Genomic DNA, 14,899 nt, shown 5'->3' on the forward strand with positions numbered 1-14,899 from the left:
CATCGATAGGGGGACTTTGATTTGCTTCGCGTGCTCAATCAGGCGCTCAACCATCTCGAAGAATGGCTGATCGCGACGCTCATCGCGGCTGCAACCGGGTTGATCTTCATCGCCGTGGTGCACCGTTACGGCGCAGGCGAATCGATCGTCCTCTCCAGATGGGCGGCTGCGCACGGGATGAACTGGCTCGCGACGCTGTCGATGGCGGTGTTCACCTTCCTGTCCGAGCTCGACCTGTCCTGGGCGCAGGAACTCTGCATCTACATGTTCATCTGGATGGCGAAGTTCGGCGCAGCCTATGGCGTGCGCACCGGCATCCATGTCGGCGTCGACCTGCTCGTCAACCGCCTGCCCGAACATTCGCGCAAGCACGTGATCCTGTTCTCGCTGCTGTGCGGCGCGCTGTTCACGGGCATGATCGCGGCCTTCGGCGCCTCCTTCGTCGCCGAGATGTTCAAGACCGGCCAGCAGTCCAATGATTTGGAAGCGCCGATGTGGTTCGTCTATCTGGCGATCCCGCTCGGCTCGGGCCTGATGTGCTTCCGCTTCCTCCAGGTCTCGTGGTCCTACTACTGGACCGGCCATCTGCCGCATCATGACGAGAGTCATGTCGAGGGCGTGGAGGCCGACGTCTCGCCCGCGCTGCATCCGCAGCCCGCCGGCGCGGCGACCAGGGCGGCCGCGCGAAAAGTGTCGCCGCTCGGCGTCATCCTGATCATGGCGCCGATCCTGATCTTCGCGATGTGTCTCGCCGAGAAGTTCGGCGTTGTGGTGCTGCCGCACTGGATGCGTGCCGCGACCGTGTTCGCGCTGCTGATCGCGCTGATGCTGACCGGCATCCCGGTCTCGATCGCGCTCGGCCTCACCGTGATGACGTTCCTGTTCACGCTGACCACAGTGCCGATCGAAGCCGTCTCGATGAAGCTCTTCACGGGCATCGAGGGGTTCGAGATCATGGCGATCCCGTTCTTCATCCTCGCCGGCAATTTCCTCACCCATGGCGGCGTCGCGCGCCGCATGATCAATTTCGCGACCTCGCTGATCGGCCACTGGCACGGCGGTCTCGGCCTTGCCGGCATCGTCGCCTGCGCGATGTTCGCGCTGGTCTGCGGCTCGAGCGTCGCGACCGTTGCCGCGATCGGCGCGATCGTGCTGCCGGAGATGGTCCGCCACGGCTATCCCATGCATTTCGGCGCCGGCATCATCACCGTTGCCGGCTCGCTCGGCATCCTGATGCTGCCGTCGATACCGAAGATCGTCTATGCGGTCTCCACCAATACCTCGATCGGCGCGCTGTTCGTCGCGGGCCTGCTGCCGGGCATCATGCTGACGACGATGCTCTGCATCGTCACCTGGTGGCTCGCACGCAAGCGCGACTATCCACGCCTGCCGAAGGCGAGCTGGGGCGAGACCGTCCGCACCTTCCGCGAGAGCATCTGGGGATTGATGCTGGTCGTCATCATCATCGGCGGCATCTACAGCGGCCTGTTCACCGCCACCGAGGCGGCCGCGATGGCTGCGGTCTACTCCTTTGTCATCGCGGTGTTTGTCTACAAGGCGATCAAGATCGTGGACGTGCCGCGGGTGCTGCTGCGCGCCGCCAACACCAGCGCGATGCTGCTCTACATCGTCACCAACGCGGTGCTGTTCTCCTTCGTGCTCTCCAACGAGAACCTGCCGGCGACCTTGGCCGACTGGATCGCGGCGCAGAACCTCGGCTGGGTCGGCTTCCTCTTGGTCGTCAACATCCTCTTACTGCTCGCCGGCAACTTCATGGAGCCGAACTCGATCATCCTGATCATGGCGCCGATCCTGGCGCCGGCGGCCAAGAAGCTCGGCATCGACCTCGTGCATTTCGGCATCGTGATGGACGTCAACATGGAGGTCGGCCTCTGCCATCCGCCTGTCGGGTTAAATCTCTACGTCGCCTCGATGATAGCGCGCATGCGAATAACCGAGCTCGCGGTCGCCGTGTTGCCGTGGCTCATCACCATGCTCGGCTTCCTCGTCATCGTGACCTACTGGCCCGATCTGACGCTGTGGCTGCCGCGGGTGCTGGGGATGCATTAGCCTATGCACGACCGGGACATGGCTAACGCGCGGTAAACCCGCACACTCAAATGCCATCGCTGTGCTGGGAACCCATTTTACGGGTCTGCGGTAGAAGCATGCCAGCGGATGGGGCTGGCATGTTCTTCAACAGAATGGAATCCGGACGGGCGTCGATTTCGGACGCCGTCTATATGGAAGTCATCACGGGCCTTCACGGCACGACGATGCCCACCATTCTTGCGGCCGCCTGCCAGGCGATGGTCGGTGCGATCACGACCTATGAGACCGGCGACATCGTGACGGCCGGCCTGACGGTTGCCGGTGTGGTGGTGGCCATTGTCCGCCTGTTCGAGATATTCGCTTTCCGTCGCCGCCTCTCATGTCCGCCGCAGCTCGGTCGGGCCGAGGCCGCGCGCTGGGAGCGGCGCTATGTTGCCGGCACCGTTGCAACGGCATCCGGTGCTCGGCGTGTTTGCCGCGCGCAGCATCGTGCTGGGTGATGCACTCTGTTCCGTGATGGCGATTGGCATCGGCTTCGGCTTTGGCGCCGGCGTGGTGGCGCGGCTGGCGCTGCGTCCCGTCGCGGCGCTGCTCGATCTCGTCGCAATCGCAGCGCCTGCTGCGATCGTGACCTTCATGCAACCCGATCTGCGCCATGTCGGGCTCGGGCTCCTCATCCTGATGTATGTGGCCGCGAGCTTCGAGATGGTGCGGCTGAGCTTCAATGCCTCGATCAACCAGATCACGCTCAAGCGGCAGTTCGAGCAGCTCTCGCGCCTGGACCCGATGACCGGCGCGTCCAATCGTTCGGTGCTGGCCACGGACCTGCCGCAGATGCTGGCGGCCGGGATGATTGCCGTCCATACGCTCGACCTCGACCGCTTCAAGGAGGCGAACGACCGGTTCGGCCATCCCGTCGGTGACGCACTGCTGAAGCAGGTCGCCGGGCGGCTCAAGGCGCTCGCCGCGCAGGATGACCTCGTGGTCCGGATGGGCGGCGACGAGTTCGTCCTGGTGCAGCGTGCGGCGGCTGATGCGGAAGCGATGGCGCAGCGCATCGTGCAGTCGATCAGCGCGCCCTATGATATCGACGGACAAATGATCGAGCTCGGCGTCAGCGTCGGCGTCGCCGTCGCGCCSGACGACGGGCGCACTGCCGAGGCGCTGTTGTCGCGCTCCGACAAGGCGCTATATCGGGCCAAGCAGGAACGCGGCGGCTATGTGCTGGCGCGGGATTTGCGGATGGCGGATGCGACCGCATCGGGCCAGACCTTGGCGGAAGAGCTCGCTGCGTAAGCCACGCGGACGGTGCACCCTCTCCCCTTGTGGGAGAGGGTGGCTCGCCGCGCAGCGGCGAGGCGGGTGAGGGGTTTCTCTCCGCACAAACAGTCTTGCGGGCGGAGATATACCCCTCATCCGGCGCTTCGCGCCACCTCTCCCACAAGGGGAGAAGGGAAGAGGCATCTCGCTCGATTTCGGCAGTCTCCTCCGATAGCAATCACCCGCGAGATGCGGTTAGATGTTCGCACAGGCCGGGAGGAAACAAGAATGACCAGCAACGAGCCGAAGGACGCAACACCCTCCGTCACCGCGCAGCATGATGCGATGCTGAATGCGCTGCCGTTTTCCGACACGCGGGATTTCGACGATGCCGCACGTGGCTTCCTTGGTACGATCGAGAATGCGGAGATCGCCAACCCGCAGGGGCGGACGGTGTGGAGCCTGAAGCCCTATGGCTTCCTCTCCAGCGAGACGGCGCCGCCGACCGTCAATCCGAGCTTGTGGCGACAGGCGCGGCTCAACATGCATCACGGCCTGTTCGAGGTGGTGCCCGGCGTCTACCAGGTGCGCGGGCTCGACATCGCCAACATGACGCTGATCGAGGGCGACAGCGGCGTCATCGTCGTGGACACGCTGACGTCGATCGAGGGCGCACGTGCCGCGCTCGATCTCTATTGCAGGCATCGTGGCCAGAAGCCGGTGGCCGCCGTCATTTTCACCCACACCCATACCGACCATTGGGGTGGCGCGCGCGGCGTGCTGGAGGAGGACGCGCTGGCAACCGGCGCCGTGCCGATCATCGCGCCGAACCTGTTCATGGAGCATGCCGTCTCCGAGAACATCATCGCGGGGCCGGCGATGCTGCGGCGGGCACAATACCAGTTCGGGCCGTTCCTCGCCAAAGGCGTGCGGGGGCAAGTCGACAACGGGCTCGGCAAGTCGATGGCGGCGGGCGCCGTGGCACTGCTGCGTCCGACCGACCTGATCATGGCGACCGGCGACAGGCGCGTGATCGACGGCGTCGAATTCGAATTCCAGATGGCGCCGAACAGCGAAGCGCCGGCGGAGATGCACTTCTTCATCCCGCGCTACAGACTGTTGAACCTCGCCGAGAACTGTACGCACAATTTCCACAATCTGCTGCCGTTCCGCGGCGCCGACGTGCGCGATGCGCTGGCGTGGTCGAAGTACCTCAACGAGGCCTTGCGGCTCTGGGACGGCAAGGCCGAGGCGATGTGCGGCCAGCATCACTGGCCGGTGTGGGGGCGCGAGCGGATCGGCACGATGATCCGCCAGCAGCGCGATCTCTACAAGTTCGCGCATGACCAGACCATCCGCCTGATGAACCACGGCCTCACCGCCGCCGAGATCGCCGAGACGATCCAGTTGCCGAAGAGCCTGGAGGGCGCCTGGCACGGCCGCGGCTATTACGGCCACATCCGGCACAACGTGAAGGCGATCTACCAGAAATATCTCGGCTGGTACGATGCCAACCCGGTCAATCTCGATCCGCTGCCGCCGGTGGAATCCGGCAAGAAGTATGTCGAGTACATGGGCGGCGCCGAGGCCATCCTCGCGCGCGCACGCAAGGACTTCGACAAAGGCGAGTTCCGCTTTGTCGCGCAGGCGCTCGGCCATCTCGTCTTCGCGGAGCCGGAGAATGAAGCGGCGCGTCTGTTGCTCGCGGATACGCTCGAGCAGCTCGGTTATGCCGCCGAGAGCTCGACCTGGCGCAACGCCTATCTGTTCGGCGCGCAGGAGCTGCGTCAGGGCATGCCCAAGACCCCGCCGCGTCCGCCAATGCCGCGCGAGACGCTGGCCGCGCTACGCACCGAGCAGCTCTGGGACGTGCTCGGCATTCGGCTCAACGGCCCCAAGGCCGAGGGCAAGCACATCGTGCTGAATTGGAGCTTTTCCGATACCGGCGAGATCTTCGTGCTCAACCTGGAGAATTGCGCGCTGACTTATACGGAGGGCGTGCAGGCGGAAGGCGCGGACGCCAGTTTCACGCTCGCGCGCGCAACGCTCGATGAGGTCATCGCGAAACTGACGAGCTTTCCGGAAGCGGTCGCCGCCGGCAAGATCAAGCTCGCGGGCAACCCGATGCGGCTTGCCGAGCTGATGGGCCTGATGGACGAATTCCCGCGCATGTTCGAGATCGTCGAGCCGAAGCGGGCGGTGGTGAGTTAGGGCGCCGCCGCCGCCACGTTCTTGCTGGCATCGCCCTCCGCACGCTCGCTGTCATCGCCCGGCTTGACCGGGCGATGACAGTATTCCTGAGACCGCAGTGCTTGAGCCGAGAAGTCGCGGAGTACTGGATGCCCCGGTCAAGCCGGGGCATGACAGTGTGTCGTGAGGTGAAAGCGGCCCTTACTCCGCGCTGCTCACCAGCTTGATCCGCGGCGCCTGCGCTTCCGTCAGGCTGCGATAGGCCGCGAGATAATCCAGCGCCATCCGCCGCGCCGTGAAGCGCTTCTCGAACTGCTTGCGGATGGCCGCGCGATCGAGTTGCGGCAGGCGCTTGACGACGCCGGCAGCGCTGATGATGTCCTCGACCACGAAGCCGGTGAGGCCCTCATCGATGATCTCGGGCACCGAGCCGCGGTTGAAAGCGACGACCGGTGTGCCGCAGGCCATGGCTTCGATCATCACGAGGCCAAACGGCTCCGGCCAGTCGATCGGCAGCAGGAGGCCGAGCGCGCCGCTCAGGAAGTCGGATTTCTCGTGGTCACCGATCTCGCCGATGAAGTCGACCAGCGGATTGTTCTGGATCATCGGCTTGATCAGCTCGTCGTAATAGTCCTGGTCGGCGCGATCGACCTTGGCCGCGATCTTCAGCGGGATGCCGCAATGCATCGCGATCTTGATGGCGCGGTCGACGCCCTTCTCGGGCGCGATGCGGCCGAGCACGGCGAGATATTCCTGCTTCGCCGGCTTCGGCGTCAGCAAGTTCTCCGGCAGGCCGTGGTGGATCGTCGTCACCCAGTTCGCCTGCGGCACCGGCCTGCGCTGCGCGTTCGAGATCGAGATGACAGGCATTTTCGAGAAGGTGTTGAACACGGGCTGATGCTCCGGCAGGTCGAGCCGGCCGTGCAGCGTGGTCACGAACGGGGTCGGCTGCCGGTGGAACAGGGACCACGGATAGTAATCGAGATGGAAGTGGAGGAAGTCGAACTCCTCGTCGTCACATTTCTGCCGCACGCGCTCCAGGAGCACCATATGCAGCGCGTTGGGATCGCGCACGGAACCGTCGAGACGAAGCGCCCGCGGCCAAAGTGCGTCGAGCTTCGCCGACGTCTGCGAGTCGCCGCTGGCGAACAGGGTTACATCGTGTCCAAGGGCAACCAACTCCTCCGTCAACCAGTGCACCACCCGCTCGGTGCCGCCATACAGCTTGGGTGGAACAGCCTCAGTCAACGGAGCTACCTGCGCGATGCGCATCTCGCCATCTCCTCTGTGATCATAGAAGTTAAACCCCCGCCGTGTCTCGGCACCGGCATGCCAGACGAGGGAACGTTCTCGCAATTGCGAAGTTCCTTCAACGAACGTTACTTCTTCGACACACTTCAGTCGGCCGCGATGCTGCCATCTCCTCTTCTCACATCGTCCGCATCCGCATGTCGTGATGGCCCGGCCCGGGAACCGAGGCGAAGCGGTCGATGTTCAATCGGCTAATAGAAAAATCGAAATCAATACGACGGGGTCGCAGTCACATGGATCATCTTTCTGGTTACGCGCGCAGGCCATTTGCCTTTGTCTTGCGCTATCTGCGACGACGGCCGGCATCGCATCTCGTGATCCTGACCGCTGTCGTTGCAGCCGTTGYCTGTTCCGTGGGCACGCAGTACGGCGTCAAATCCCTGGTCGACAGCCTGTCCGCTGGAACTTCGCACGGTGGCAGCGTATGGCTGGCATTCATTTTACTCATGTCGCTGATCGCGGCGGACAATTTCCTGTGGCGGATCGCGAGCTGGACCGCGAGCTTCACCTTCGTTCGTGTCACGGGTGATTTACGCCGTGACATATTTCGTCATCTGACCGGACACGCGCCGAGCTATTTCTCGGATCGCATGCCGGGCATGCTGACGAGCCGTATCACCGCGACCTCAAACGCGGTGTTCACGGTCGAGAACATGTTCGTCTGGAATGTGTTGCCGCCGTGCATCGCCACAATTGCGGCCATCGGGCTGATTGGAACCGTCAGTCCCTATATGGCACTCGGCCTGATCGTGGTCGCGGGCGGTATGGTGATAGCGATGTTCCATCTGGCCGCGGCCGGCAAGCCGCTGCATGACGACTTTGCCGACAAGGCCGCCGTCGTCGACGGCGAGATGATCGATGTCATCAGCAACATGCCGCTGGTCCGCGCCTTCTGCGGCATCAGCCATGAGCACGAGCGGTTCGACGCGACGGTGAACCGGGAACTGACCGCGCGCGGCCGTAGCCTGCGTTATCTGGAAAAGCTGCGGCTCACGCATGCCGGCATAACGGTCGTCCTGACGGTGGCGCTGATGGCCTGGGCAATCACGCTCTGGCAGCAGGGCGAGGCGACCACCGGCGATGTCGTGCTGGTCTGTACGCTCGGCCTCTCCATTCTCAACGCGACGCGCGACCTCGCGGTGGCGCTGGTCGATGTCACCCAGCACGTCGCGCGCCTGACCGAGGCGATCGCGACCCTGCTCATGCCGCATGAATTGCGCGATCATCCCGAGGCCGAGCCGCTGATGAAGAGCGGCGCCGCGATCGCATACAACAACGTCACCTTCGGCTATCCCGGTGGCGAGAAGATTTTTGAACGGTTCAGCCTGCGGCTTCAGCCCGGCCAGCGCGTCGGCCTGGTCGGCCAGTCGGGCGGAGGGAAATCGACCCTGTTCACGTTGCTGCAGCGGTTCTACGATGTCGATGAAGGCAGCGTGACCATCGACGGCCAGGATATTTCCAAGGTGACCCAGCTAAGCCTGCGTGAAGCCATCTCGGTCGTGCCGCAGGATATATCGTTGTTCCATCGCTCGATCCGCGAGAACATCCGCTACGGCCGTCCGAACGCGACCGACGACGAGGTGCTGCGCGCGGCGATCGCGGCGCGCTGCGATTTCATCGATAGCCTGCCGGAGGGCCTCGACACCATGGTCGGCGACCGCGGCGTGAAAATGTCCGGCGGCCAGCGCCAGCGCATCGCGATCGCGCGGGCCTTCCTGAAGGACGCGCCGATCCTGCTGCTCGATGAGGCCACCGCCGCGCTCGACAGCGAATCCGAGGAGGCGATCCGCGAGGCGCTGTTGCGCCTGATGCGCGGCCGCACCGTGATCGCGATCGCGCACCGGCTGGCGACGCTGCGCAATTTCGATCGCGTCCTGGTGCTGAAGAATGGCAAGATCATCGAGGACGGCGCGCCCGACCGCCTGATGCAGGGCCACGGTCCCTACCGTGAGCTGGTGACGCAGGAGATGAGCCGGCTGGCGAAGTTCGCCGCGTAAGTCCAACAGTTGCGTTTGCGTTGGTCGCGTTCGAAAAATAGGCCGCAGGGGAGCAGCTCATGGCAGCCGAAGCCGTAACCCAGATCATCTCGGTAGCGCAGACGGAGGAGGCCGTCGCGGAGCAGGCGTTCTACATTCCGATGACGGGGCCCGCCGCGCGGCCCCGTCGGTCGCTCAAGCACGACGACACCTTCATCGTGCTGGACAGCCATGGCGATATCGGCGCCTCCGCGGGCGGGCCGGACGGCCTGTTCAACCACGACACGCGCTATCTGGCGCGGCTGGAGCTCGTGCTGGACGACCTCCAGCCGCTGCTGCTCGGCTCGAATCTGCGCGACGACAATTCGGCCCTGACCGTCGATCTCACCAATCCCGATATCTATCGGCAGGGCCGCATCGTGCTCCAGAAGGACCTGCTGCACATCGTGCGCACGATCTTCCTGTGGCGCGGCACGGCCTATCAGCGCATCGGCGTGCAGAACCATGGCGACCGTCGCGCCAGCCTGGAGCTGACGCTGCTGTTCGACTGCGATTTTGCCGATCTGTTCGAGGTGCGCGGCGAGCGGCGCCCGCACCGCGGGACCGGCACCAGCAAGTTGCTCGGGCCGACCGACGTGCTGTTCCACTATCGCGGCCTTGACGATGCCGTGCGTACCACCGGCCTGCATTTCGACCCGCGTCCGACGCGGCTGTCGGTGAATGCCGCGACCTGGCAGCTCGATCTGGACCCGCACCAGTCGAAATCCCTGTTCGTGGCGGTGTCCTGCAACCGGCCGATCGCGGAGAAGCCCGCGCGCTTTTTCAGGGGCCTGCTCGCCCATCGCCGCGAGATGCGCCGGTCGACGATGGGCATGGCCAACATCGAGACGTCGAACAACATCTTCAACCAGGTGCTGTGCCAGGCCATGGCCGACCTCAACATGCTGATGACGGAGACGCCGCAGGGGCGTTATCCCTATGCCGGCATTCCCTGGTACTCGACGACGTTCGGCCGCGACGGCCTGATCACCGCGCTCCAGATGCTGTGGATCGATCCGCGGGTCGCGAAGGGCGTGCTGCGGCGGCTCGCGCATTTTCAGGCAGAGACGGTCGATCCGCTGAACGATGCGGCGCCCGGAAAAATCCTGCACGAGATGCGTGGCGGCGAGATGGCTGCGCTCCGCGAGGTGCCGTTCGCGCAATATTACGGCAGCGTGGATTCGACCGCCTTGTTCGTGCTGCTCGCCGGAAGCTATTTCGAGCGCACCGGCGACGAAAAGACCCTGACCGAGCTGTGGCCGGCGATCGAGGCGGGGCTGGCCTGGATCGACGGCCCGGGCGACCCCGACAGGGACGGCTTCGTCGAATACCAGCGCGCCACCGAAAAGGGCCTCGCCAACCAGGGCTGGAAAGACTCTTATGACGCGATCTTCCATGCCGATGGCCAGCTTGCGGAAGGCAATCTCGCCCTTGCCGAGGTGCAGGGCTACGTCTTTGCTGCCAAGCAGCTCGCCGCACGTTGTGCGCTGCGGCTCGGCAAGCCGGACCTCGCCAGAAAGCTCGAGACCGAGGCCAAGGCGCTGGCCGAGCGGTTCGAGAAGGCATTCTGGTGCGAGGAGCTCGGTACCTATGCGCTCGCGCTCGACGGCAGGAAGCGGCCCTGCAAGGTGCGGACGTCCAATGCCGGGCAGGTGCTGTTCAGCGGCATGATCCGCGAGGACCGCGCACGTCTCGTCGCCGCCGATCTGATGGCGCCGCACTTCTTCTCGGGCTGGGGCATCCGCACGGTCGCGCAAGGCGAGGTGCGCTACAATCCGATGTCCTATCATGACGGCTCGATCTGGCCGCACGACAATGCGCTGATCGCGCTCGGGCTCGCGCGCTACGGGCTCAAGCATTCGGTGGCACATCTCTTCAAGGGTTTGTTCGACGCGGCGACCTACATGGACCTGCGGCGGCTGCCCGAATTGTTCTGCGGCTTCCGGCGCGAGAAGCGGCGCGGCCCGACGCTCTATCCGGTCGCCTGCGCGCCGCAGGCCTGGGCCAGCGCGACGCCATTCACGCTGCTGGAGGCCGCGCTCGGCATCGAGTTCGACGTCGCGCGCGGCGAGATTCGCCTGCGCAATCCGCATCTGCCGGCGTTCCTGAACGAGGTGATCCTGCGCGATCTGCGCCTGGGCAGTTCCAGCGTGGATCTGCGCGTCAGCCGTCACGGCGACGACGTCGCGCTGGAGGTCTTGCGCACGCGCGGCCAGATCCAGGTCTCGATCGTGCTGGCGCGCTAGCGGCGCGCCGGGAGGAGGGTTCATGCGTACCGCCGGATGGTTGGTTCTGAGCGCGGCGATCGTCGCGGGATTGACGGTCGCCGCATCGCGTGCCGCGGAGGAGCCGCCCGCGGGCCCAACGACGCCCCCCAGCGAAGCGAACGCGCCGGCCACGGTGCAGCCGCCGGCTTCAACCGTGCCGGTCACGCCGAAGGACGCCGCTCCGCCGCCGTCCGTGACCATCATCGGTGCGAGCGACGCCCATGGCGTGCTCGGCCGTGACGTGCGCAGCGCCGCCGACGAGGATATGGGCCGCATTGTCGACATCATCGTCGACCGCGCCGGCCGTGTGCGCGCCGCCGTGATTGATTTCGGCGGTTTCCTCGGCGTCGGCAGCCGCAAGATCGTGGTGGACTGGAACGCGATGCGGTTCGGCAAGATTGCCAACAAGAAGGACAGCATCACGCTGGAATTGACCAAGGCGCAGGTCGCAGCCGCGCCGGAATACAAGGAAGACACGCCGATGGTGGTGCTCGGCGCGTCCGGCAGCCTGCAGCCGCTGCAAGCGATTCAGTGAGGCGCGGGGAGGGATGGCCGCCGGTGCTGTTGTCGAGGAAGCGGAACCACGCAGATCGCGATAGCCGCGTTGAACGGTACAAGGTTGCCGCGCCGCCGCCTGCGGGCCTTCCGGCGCCGTCGCGCCAGAGCCTGCGCGGCCTCGACTGGTTCATCTTCTTCCTCGCCGACGTTCAGACCGGGTTCGGTCCCTTCATCGCGGTCTACCTCACGACGCAGAAATGGACTCAGGTCGAGATCGGCCTCGTGCTGTCGATCGGTGGCATCGTCGCGCTGATCGGACAGATGCCCGGTGGCGCGATCATCGATGCCGCGAAGTCCGAGCGGCTGGTCGCAGCGCTTGCGATAGCGACCATCGGCTTCTGCGCGCTCGCCTATGCGGCGATGCCGATCTTCCCCGTGGTGGTTGCTGCGGCCACGCTGCATGCGGCGGCGAGCTGCGTGCTGGGGCCGGCGATCGCGGCGATCAGCCTCGGCCTGGTCGGTCCGCTTGCGATCGGCGAACGGCTCGGCCGCAATGCGCGCTTTGCGTCCCTCGGCAACGGCGTCGCCGCCGCCGTGATGGGCACGGCCGGCTATCTCCTGTCGAGCCGCTCGGTGTTCCTCGTCACCTTCCTGCTCGCGATTCCGACCCTGATCGCGCTGTCGCGCATCCGCGAGGAGGAAGTCGACATCGCGCGCTGTCACGGCGAGATGCCGCGCGAGGCGCCGGTTCCAGGCGACACCAATCTCTGGCACCTGATCCGGCAACGCCCGCTCATCGTCTTCGCGCTGAGCGTGCTGCTGCTGCAATTGGCGAACGCCGCGATGATGCCGCTGATGGCGAGCGCGGTGACGGCGCGGTCGAGCCAGTGGGCAACCGTGCTCGTCGCCTTCTGCATCGTCGTGCCGCAGGCGATTGTGGCGCTGCTGTCGCCGACGGTCGGGCGCAAGGCCCAGCTCTGGGGCCGGCGCCCGCTGCTGCTGATCGGATTCGCTGCGCTGACGATCCGGGGCCTTCTGTTTGCGACCGTGCGCGATCCCTATCTGCTGGTCGCGGTGCAGGTGTTCGACGGCATCACGGCGGCGGTGTTCGCGGTGATGATCCCGCTGATCGTGRCCGACGTCGCCTTCGGCAGCGGCCATTTCAATCTGGCGCAAGGCATTGTCGGGACGGCGACCGGCATCGGGGCGTCCTTGAGCACGGCGCTTGGCGGCTATGTCAGCGACAAGTTCGGCAATGCCACCGCCTTCATCGGGCTGTCCGGCGTCGCCGCGACCGGGCTTTTGCTGATCCTCTTTGTGATGCCGGAAACCCGGCGCACCGGCATGATCGCGCCGAAAAGAATGGCCGGCTGAACGAATTCAGCCGGCCAAATTGGGTGGGGAAGACAGAAATCAGGCGTCGAGATTGTGCAGGCGCTGGCGGTTGCGCAGCACGATCTGGCGGGCGCCGGAAAATCCCAAAATGCCCTGGGCGTGAAGCTGCGACAGCGCGCGCGACACGGTCTCCAGCGTGAGGCCGAGATAGTCGCCGATGTCGCGGCGGCACATCGGCAGTGCCATCATGCCGGCTACCGCAAGGCGGCGGTCCATCTCGAGCAGGAAGGTTGCAACGCGCTCCATCGCGGTCTTGCGTCCGAGCAGCAGCATGTGGTCCTCGGCGTGACGTAGTTCGCCGGCGGTCATGGCCCAGAGCTTGCGCGCGACCTGCACATCGGTGCCGGCGGCCTTCTCCAGGCTCGCGCGCTTCACCAGGCGCACGGTCGTGTCGATGATGGCTTCAGCGGCGAGGCGGTGGCTGGGACCGGATTCGAGGCCGAACACGTCACCGGGAAGATGGAAGGAGCCGATCTGGCGGCGGCCGTCGGAGAGCAGCTTGTAGCTGCGCACCGCGCCGGTGATGACCTGGTAGACATATTCGGCCGGCTCGTCCTCGCCGTAGATCTCCTCGTCCTTGCGGTAGGAGAACTCCGTGGCGACGAGGCCGGCGATCGCGCCGAACTGGTCGGAGACGGGATGGGCAGGGGCAATCTTGGCACGAACTTGGGTGTTGATCGCCTGGGTGTTGAGTGTCTCGGTCAGCATCTGCGCCATCTCCGTTGTGATGACGCTTTGGTACGCGGGTTCGGGCGCTTCGAAAATTTCGCGAGATATCTTAAGGGAGGTTACCTACGTAGAACCCCGTAGGTCAGTTGCCGCGGCCGCCCTGGATGGCGTGGCGGATGGACTTGACCAGGGTTTCGTCGAGAAGCGGCTTCAAAATCACGTCCTTGACGCCTGCGGCTGCCGCCCGGGCCGAGATATTCCCATCGGGATAGCCGGTGATCAGGATCACGGGCGTGCCCTCGTCGGACTGGCGCAACCGGCCGGCCAGCTCGATGCCGTTGATGTCGGGCATCTTGTAGTCGATCACGTAACAGTCCGCGCCGGGYGCGCCGCTGGCATTCAGCAGGGCCGTGGCATTCCTGAAGGTCCGCACGGCAAAGCCGTCGGTTTCCAGCAGGAATTGCAGGGATCCCAGCACGGCGGCATCATCGTCGACCACGTAGACGGTGGGCTTTGCGGATGACGTCACTGGAAGCCGCTGATGGTGCGAGCCGATCTCGATCATCCCATCTGGCTAGCACGGCCCGGGAGAATGATTTTGACTTGCCTCAATCCGATTTGCCTCAATCCTTCAACATCCCGGCGCGCATCGCTAGCCGGACCAGCTCCGAGAGGCTATTGGCCTGCATCTTGGTCATGACGTTGGCCCGGTAGACCTCGATGGTGCGGGGGCTGATGTCGTATTCACGGGCGATCAGCTTGTTGGAGAGGCCCGCGATCAGCCCTTCCATGACCTGGCGCTCGCGCGGGCTGAGGGAGGCGACGCGGGCGGCGATGTCCTGCGAGATCGCCTCGTTCTTCGCYGCCGGCTCGGCCTGGCGGATCGCCGTCTCGATCATGGTGGTGAGGCGGTCGTCCTCGAACGGCTTCTCGAGAAAGTCGACCGCCCCCAACTTCATCGCCTCGACCGCGAGCGGCACGTCGCCATGGCCGGTCATGATCAGGATCGGGAACGGGCTTTGCTGCGCCTTCATCCGCTTCAACAGCTCGATCCCGTCGATACCAGGCATGCGCACGTCCGAGACGACGCAGCCGAAGGCAAGGCCGGGCAGGACATCGAGGAAGGCTTGCGCATCGTCAAACAGGGTGACGCCGAAGCCGGAGGAATCCAGCAGGAAGTTCAGCGAGTCCCGCATCGCCTCGTCGTCATCGATGACGTAGACATGTCCCTTGGTCGTCATG

Annotated in this window: 12 protein-coding genes and 1 pseudogene; 9 read left to right on the forward strand and 4 right to left on the reverse strand. The window is 65.0% G+C overall.

All coding sequences use genetic code 11. From position 1 onward, the window contains the following. Positions 1-201 precede the first annotated feature (201 nt). The 5 genes and pseudogenes from AB4Z51_RS27235 to AB4Z51_RS27255 all read left to right on the forward strand — a co-directional run. A pseudogene (locus AB4Z51_RS27235) lies at positions 202-546 on the forward strand (TRAP transporter small permease); the annotation flags it as partial. A 240-nt stretch (positions 547-786) separates the two neighbouring features. Next, positions 787-2,070, forward strand: a complete 1,284-nt coding sequence (locus AB4Z51_RS27240; protein WP_321576422.1) for a TRAP transporter large permease — start codon at positions 787-789, stop codon at positions 2,068-2,070. 119 nt (positions 2,071-2,189) lie between these two features. Beyond that, positions 2,190-2,552 (forward strand): hypothetical protein, encoded by a 363-nt coding sequence (locus AB4Z51_RS27245; protein ID WP_441498355.1) that lies wholly within the window; start codon positions 2,190-2,192, stop codon positions 2,550-2,552. After that, the gene (locus tag AB4Z51_RS27250; protein WP_441498356.1) at positions 2,482-3,348 is read left to right on the forward strand and encodes a diguanylate cyclase domain-containing protein; all 867 of its coding nucleotides are present in this window, start codon (positions 2,482-2,484) and stop codon (positions 3,346-3,348) included. Before AB4Z51_RS27245 ends, AB4Z51_RS27250 begins: the two co-directional genes overlap by 71 nt. 252 nt (positions 3,349-3,600) lie before the next feature. After that, entirely contained in the window at positions 3,601-5,523 is a 1,923-nt protein-coding gene (locus tag AB4Z51_RS27255; RefSeq protein WP_441498357.1) for an alkyl/aryl-sulfatase, read from the forward strand. Positions 5,524-5,703: 180 nt separating this feature from the next. Here AB4Z51_RS27255 and AB4Z51_RS27260 read toward each other — a convergent pair whose 3' ends face one another. After that, positions 5,704-6,774, reverse strand: a complete 1,071-nt coding sequence (locus AB4Z51_RS27260) for a glycosyltransferase family 4 protein (RefSeq protein WP_085404468.1) — start codon at positions 6,772-6,774, stop codon at positions 5,704-5,706. A gap of 272 nt (positions 6,775-7,046) precedes the next feature. Between AB4Z51_RS27260 and AB4Z51_RS27265 the strand changes: the two genes are divergently transcribed. The 4 genes from AB4Z51_RS27265 to AB4Z51_RS27280 are packed head-to-tail and all read left to right on the forward strand — an operon-like array spanning position 7,047 to position 12,967. Then, positions 7,047-8,810, forward strand: a complete 1,764-nt coding sequence (locus tag AB4Z51_RS27265; RefSeq protein WP_441498358.1) for an ABC transporter ATP-binding protein — start codon at positions 7,047-7,049, stop codon at positions 8,808-8,810. Positions 8,811-8,869: 59 nt separating this feature from the next. Beyond that, positions 8,870-11,074 (forward strand): amylo-alpha-1,6-glucosidase, encoded by a 2,205-nt coding sequence (locus AB4Z51_RS27270; protein WP_085404466.1) that lies wholly within the window; start codon positions 8,870-8,872, stop codon positions 11,072-11,074. 22 nt (positions 11,075-11,096) lie between these two features. Then, positions 11,097-11,630 (forward strand): PRC-barrel domain-containing protein, encoded by a 534-nt coding sequence (locus tag AB4Z51_RS27275; protein ID WP_085404465.1) that lies wholly within the window; start codon positions 11,097-11,099, stop codon positions 11,628-11,630. 23 nt (positions 11,631-11,653) lie between these two features. Next, positions 11,654-12,967 (forward strand): MFS transporter, encoded by a 1,314-nt coding sequence (locus tag AB4Z51_RS27280; RefSeq protein WP_441498359.1) that lies wholly within the window; start codon positions 11,654-11,656, stop codon positions 12,965-12,967. Between the two features lie 39 nt (positions 12,968-13,006). On the opposite strand, the gene AB4Z51_RS27285 is transcribed toward AB4Z51_RS27280, so the two are convergent. The 3 genes from AB4Z51_RS27285 to fixJ form a co-directional block, all read right to left on the reverse strand. Continuing rightward, positions 13,007-13,696 (reverse strand): helix-turn-helix domain-containing protein, encoded by a 690-nt coding sequence (locus tag AB4Z51_RS27285; protein ID WP_085404555.1) that lies wholly within the window; start codon positions 13,694-13,696, stop codon positions 13,007-13,009. Positions 13,697-13,799: 103 nt separating this feature from the next. Then, entirely contained in the window at positions 13,800-14,222 is a 423-nt protein-coding gene (locus AB4Z51_RS27290) for a response regulator (RefSeq protein ID WP_135215071.1), read from the reverse strand. 58 nt (positions 14,223-14,280) lie between these two features. Further along, positions 14,281-14,898 carry a response regulator FixJ gene (gene fixJ / locus AB4Z51_RS27295; RefSeq protein ID WP_028150099.1) on the reverse strand — a complete coding sequence of 206 codons (618 nt, stop codon included), beginning with the start codon at positions 14,896-14,898 and terminating at the stop codon, positions 14,281-14,283. Position 14,899: the final 1 nt, after the last annotated feature.

Origin of the sequence: Bradyrhizobium sp. 2TAF36 (assembly GCF_052114925.1) — a bacterium.
GTDB classification, from domain to species: domain Bacteria; phylum Pseudomonadota; class Alphaproteobacteria; order Rhizobiales; family Xanthobacteraceae; genus Bradyrhizobium; species Bradyrhizobium barranii.

Bases quoted from the DNA above. Each gene is read 5' to 3' on its own strand.
- AB4Z51_RS27240 (WP_321576422.1), top strand. From the start codon at position 787: ATGCGTGCCGCGACCGTGTTCGCGCTGCTGATCGCGCTGATGCTGACC.
- AB4Z51_RS27245 (WP_441498355.1), top strand. From the start codon at position 2,190: ATGTTCTTCAACAGAATGGAATCCGGACGGGCGTCGATTTCGGACGCC.
- AB4Z51_RS27255 (WP_441498357.1), top strand. From the start codon at position 3,601: ATGACCAGCAACGAGCCGAAGGACGCAACACCCTCCGTCACCGCGCAG.
- AB4Z51_RS27260 (WP_085404468.1), bottom strand. From the start codon at position 6,774: ATGCGCATCGCGCAGGTAGCTCCGTTGACTGAGGCTGTTCCACCCAAG.
- AB4Z51_RS27270 (WP_085404466.1), top strand. From the start codon at position 8,870: ATGGCAGCCGAAGCCGTAACCCAGATCATCTCGGTAGCGCAGACGGAG.
- AB4Z51_RS27275 (WP_085404465.1), top strand. From the start codon at position 11,097: ATGCGTACCGCCGGATGGTTGGTTCTGAGCGCGGCGATCGTCGCGGGA.
- AB4Z51_RS27285 (WP_085404555.1), bottom strand. From the start codon at position 13,696: ATGCTGACCGAGACACTCAACACCCAGGCGATCAACACCCAAGTTCGT.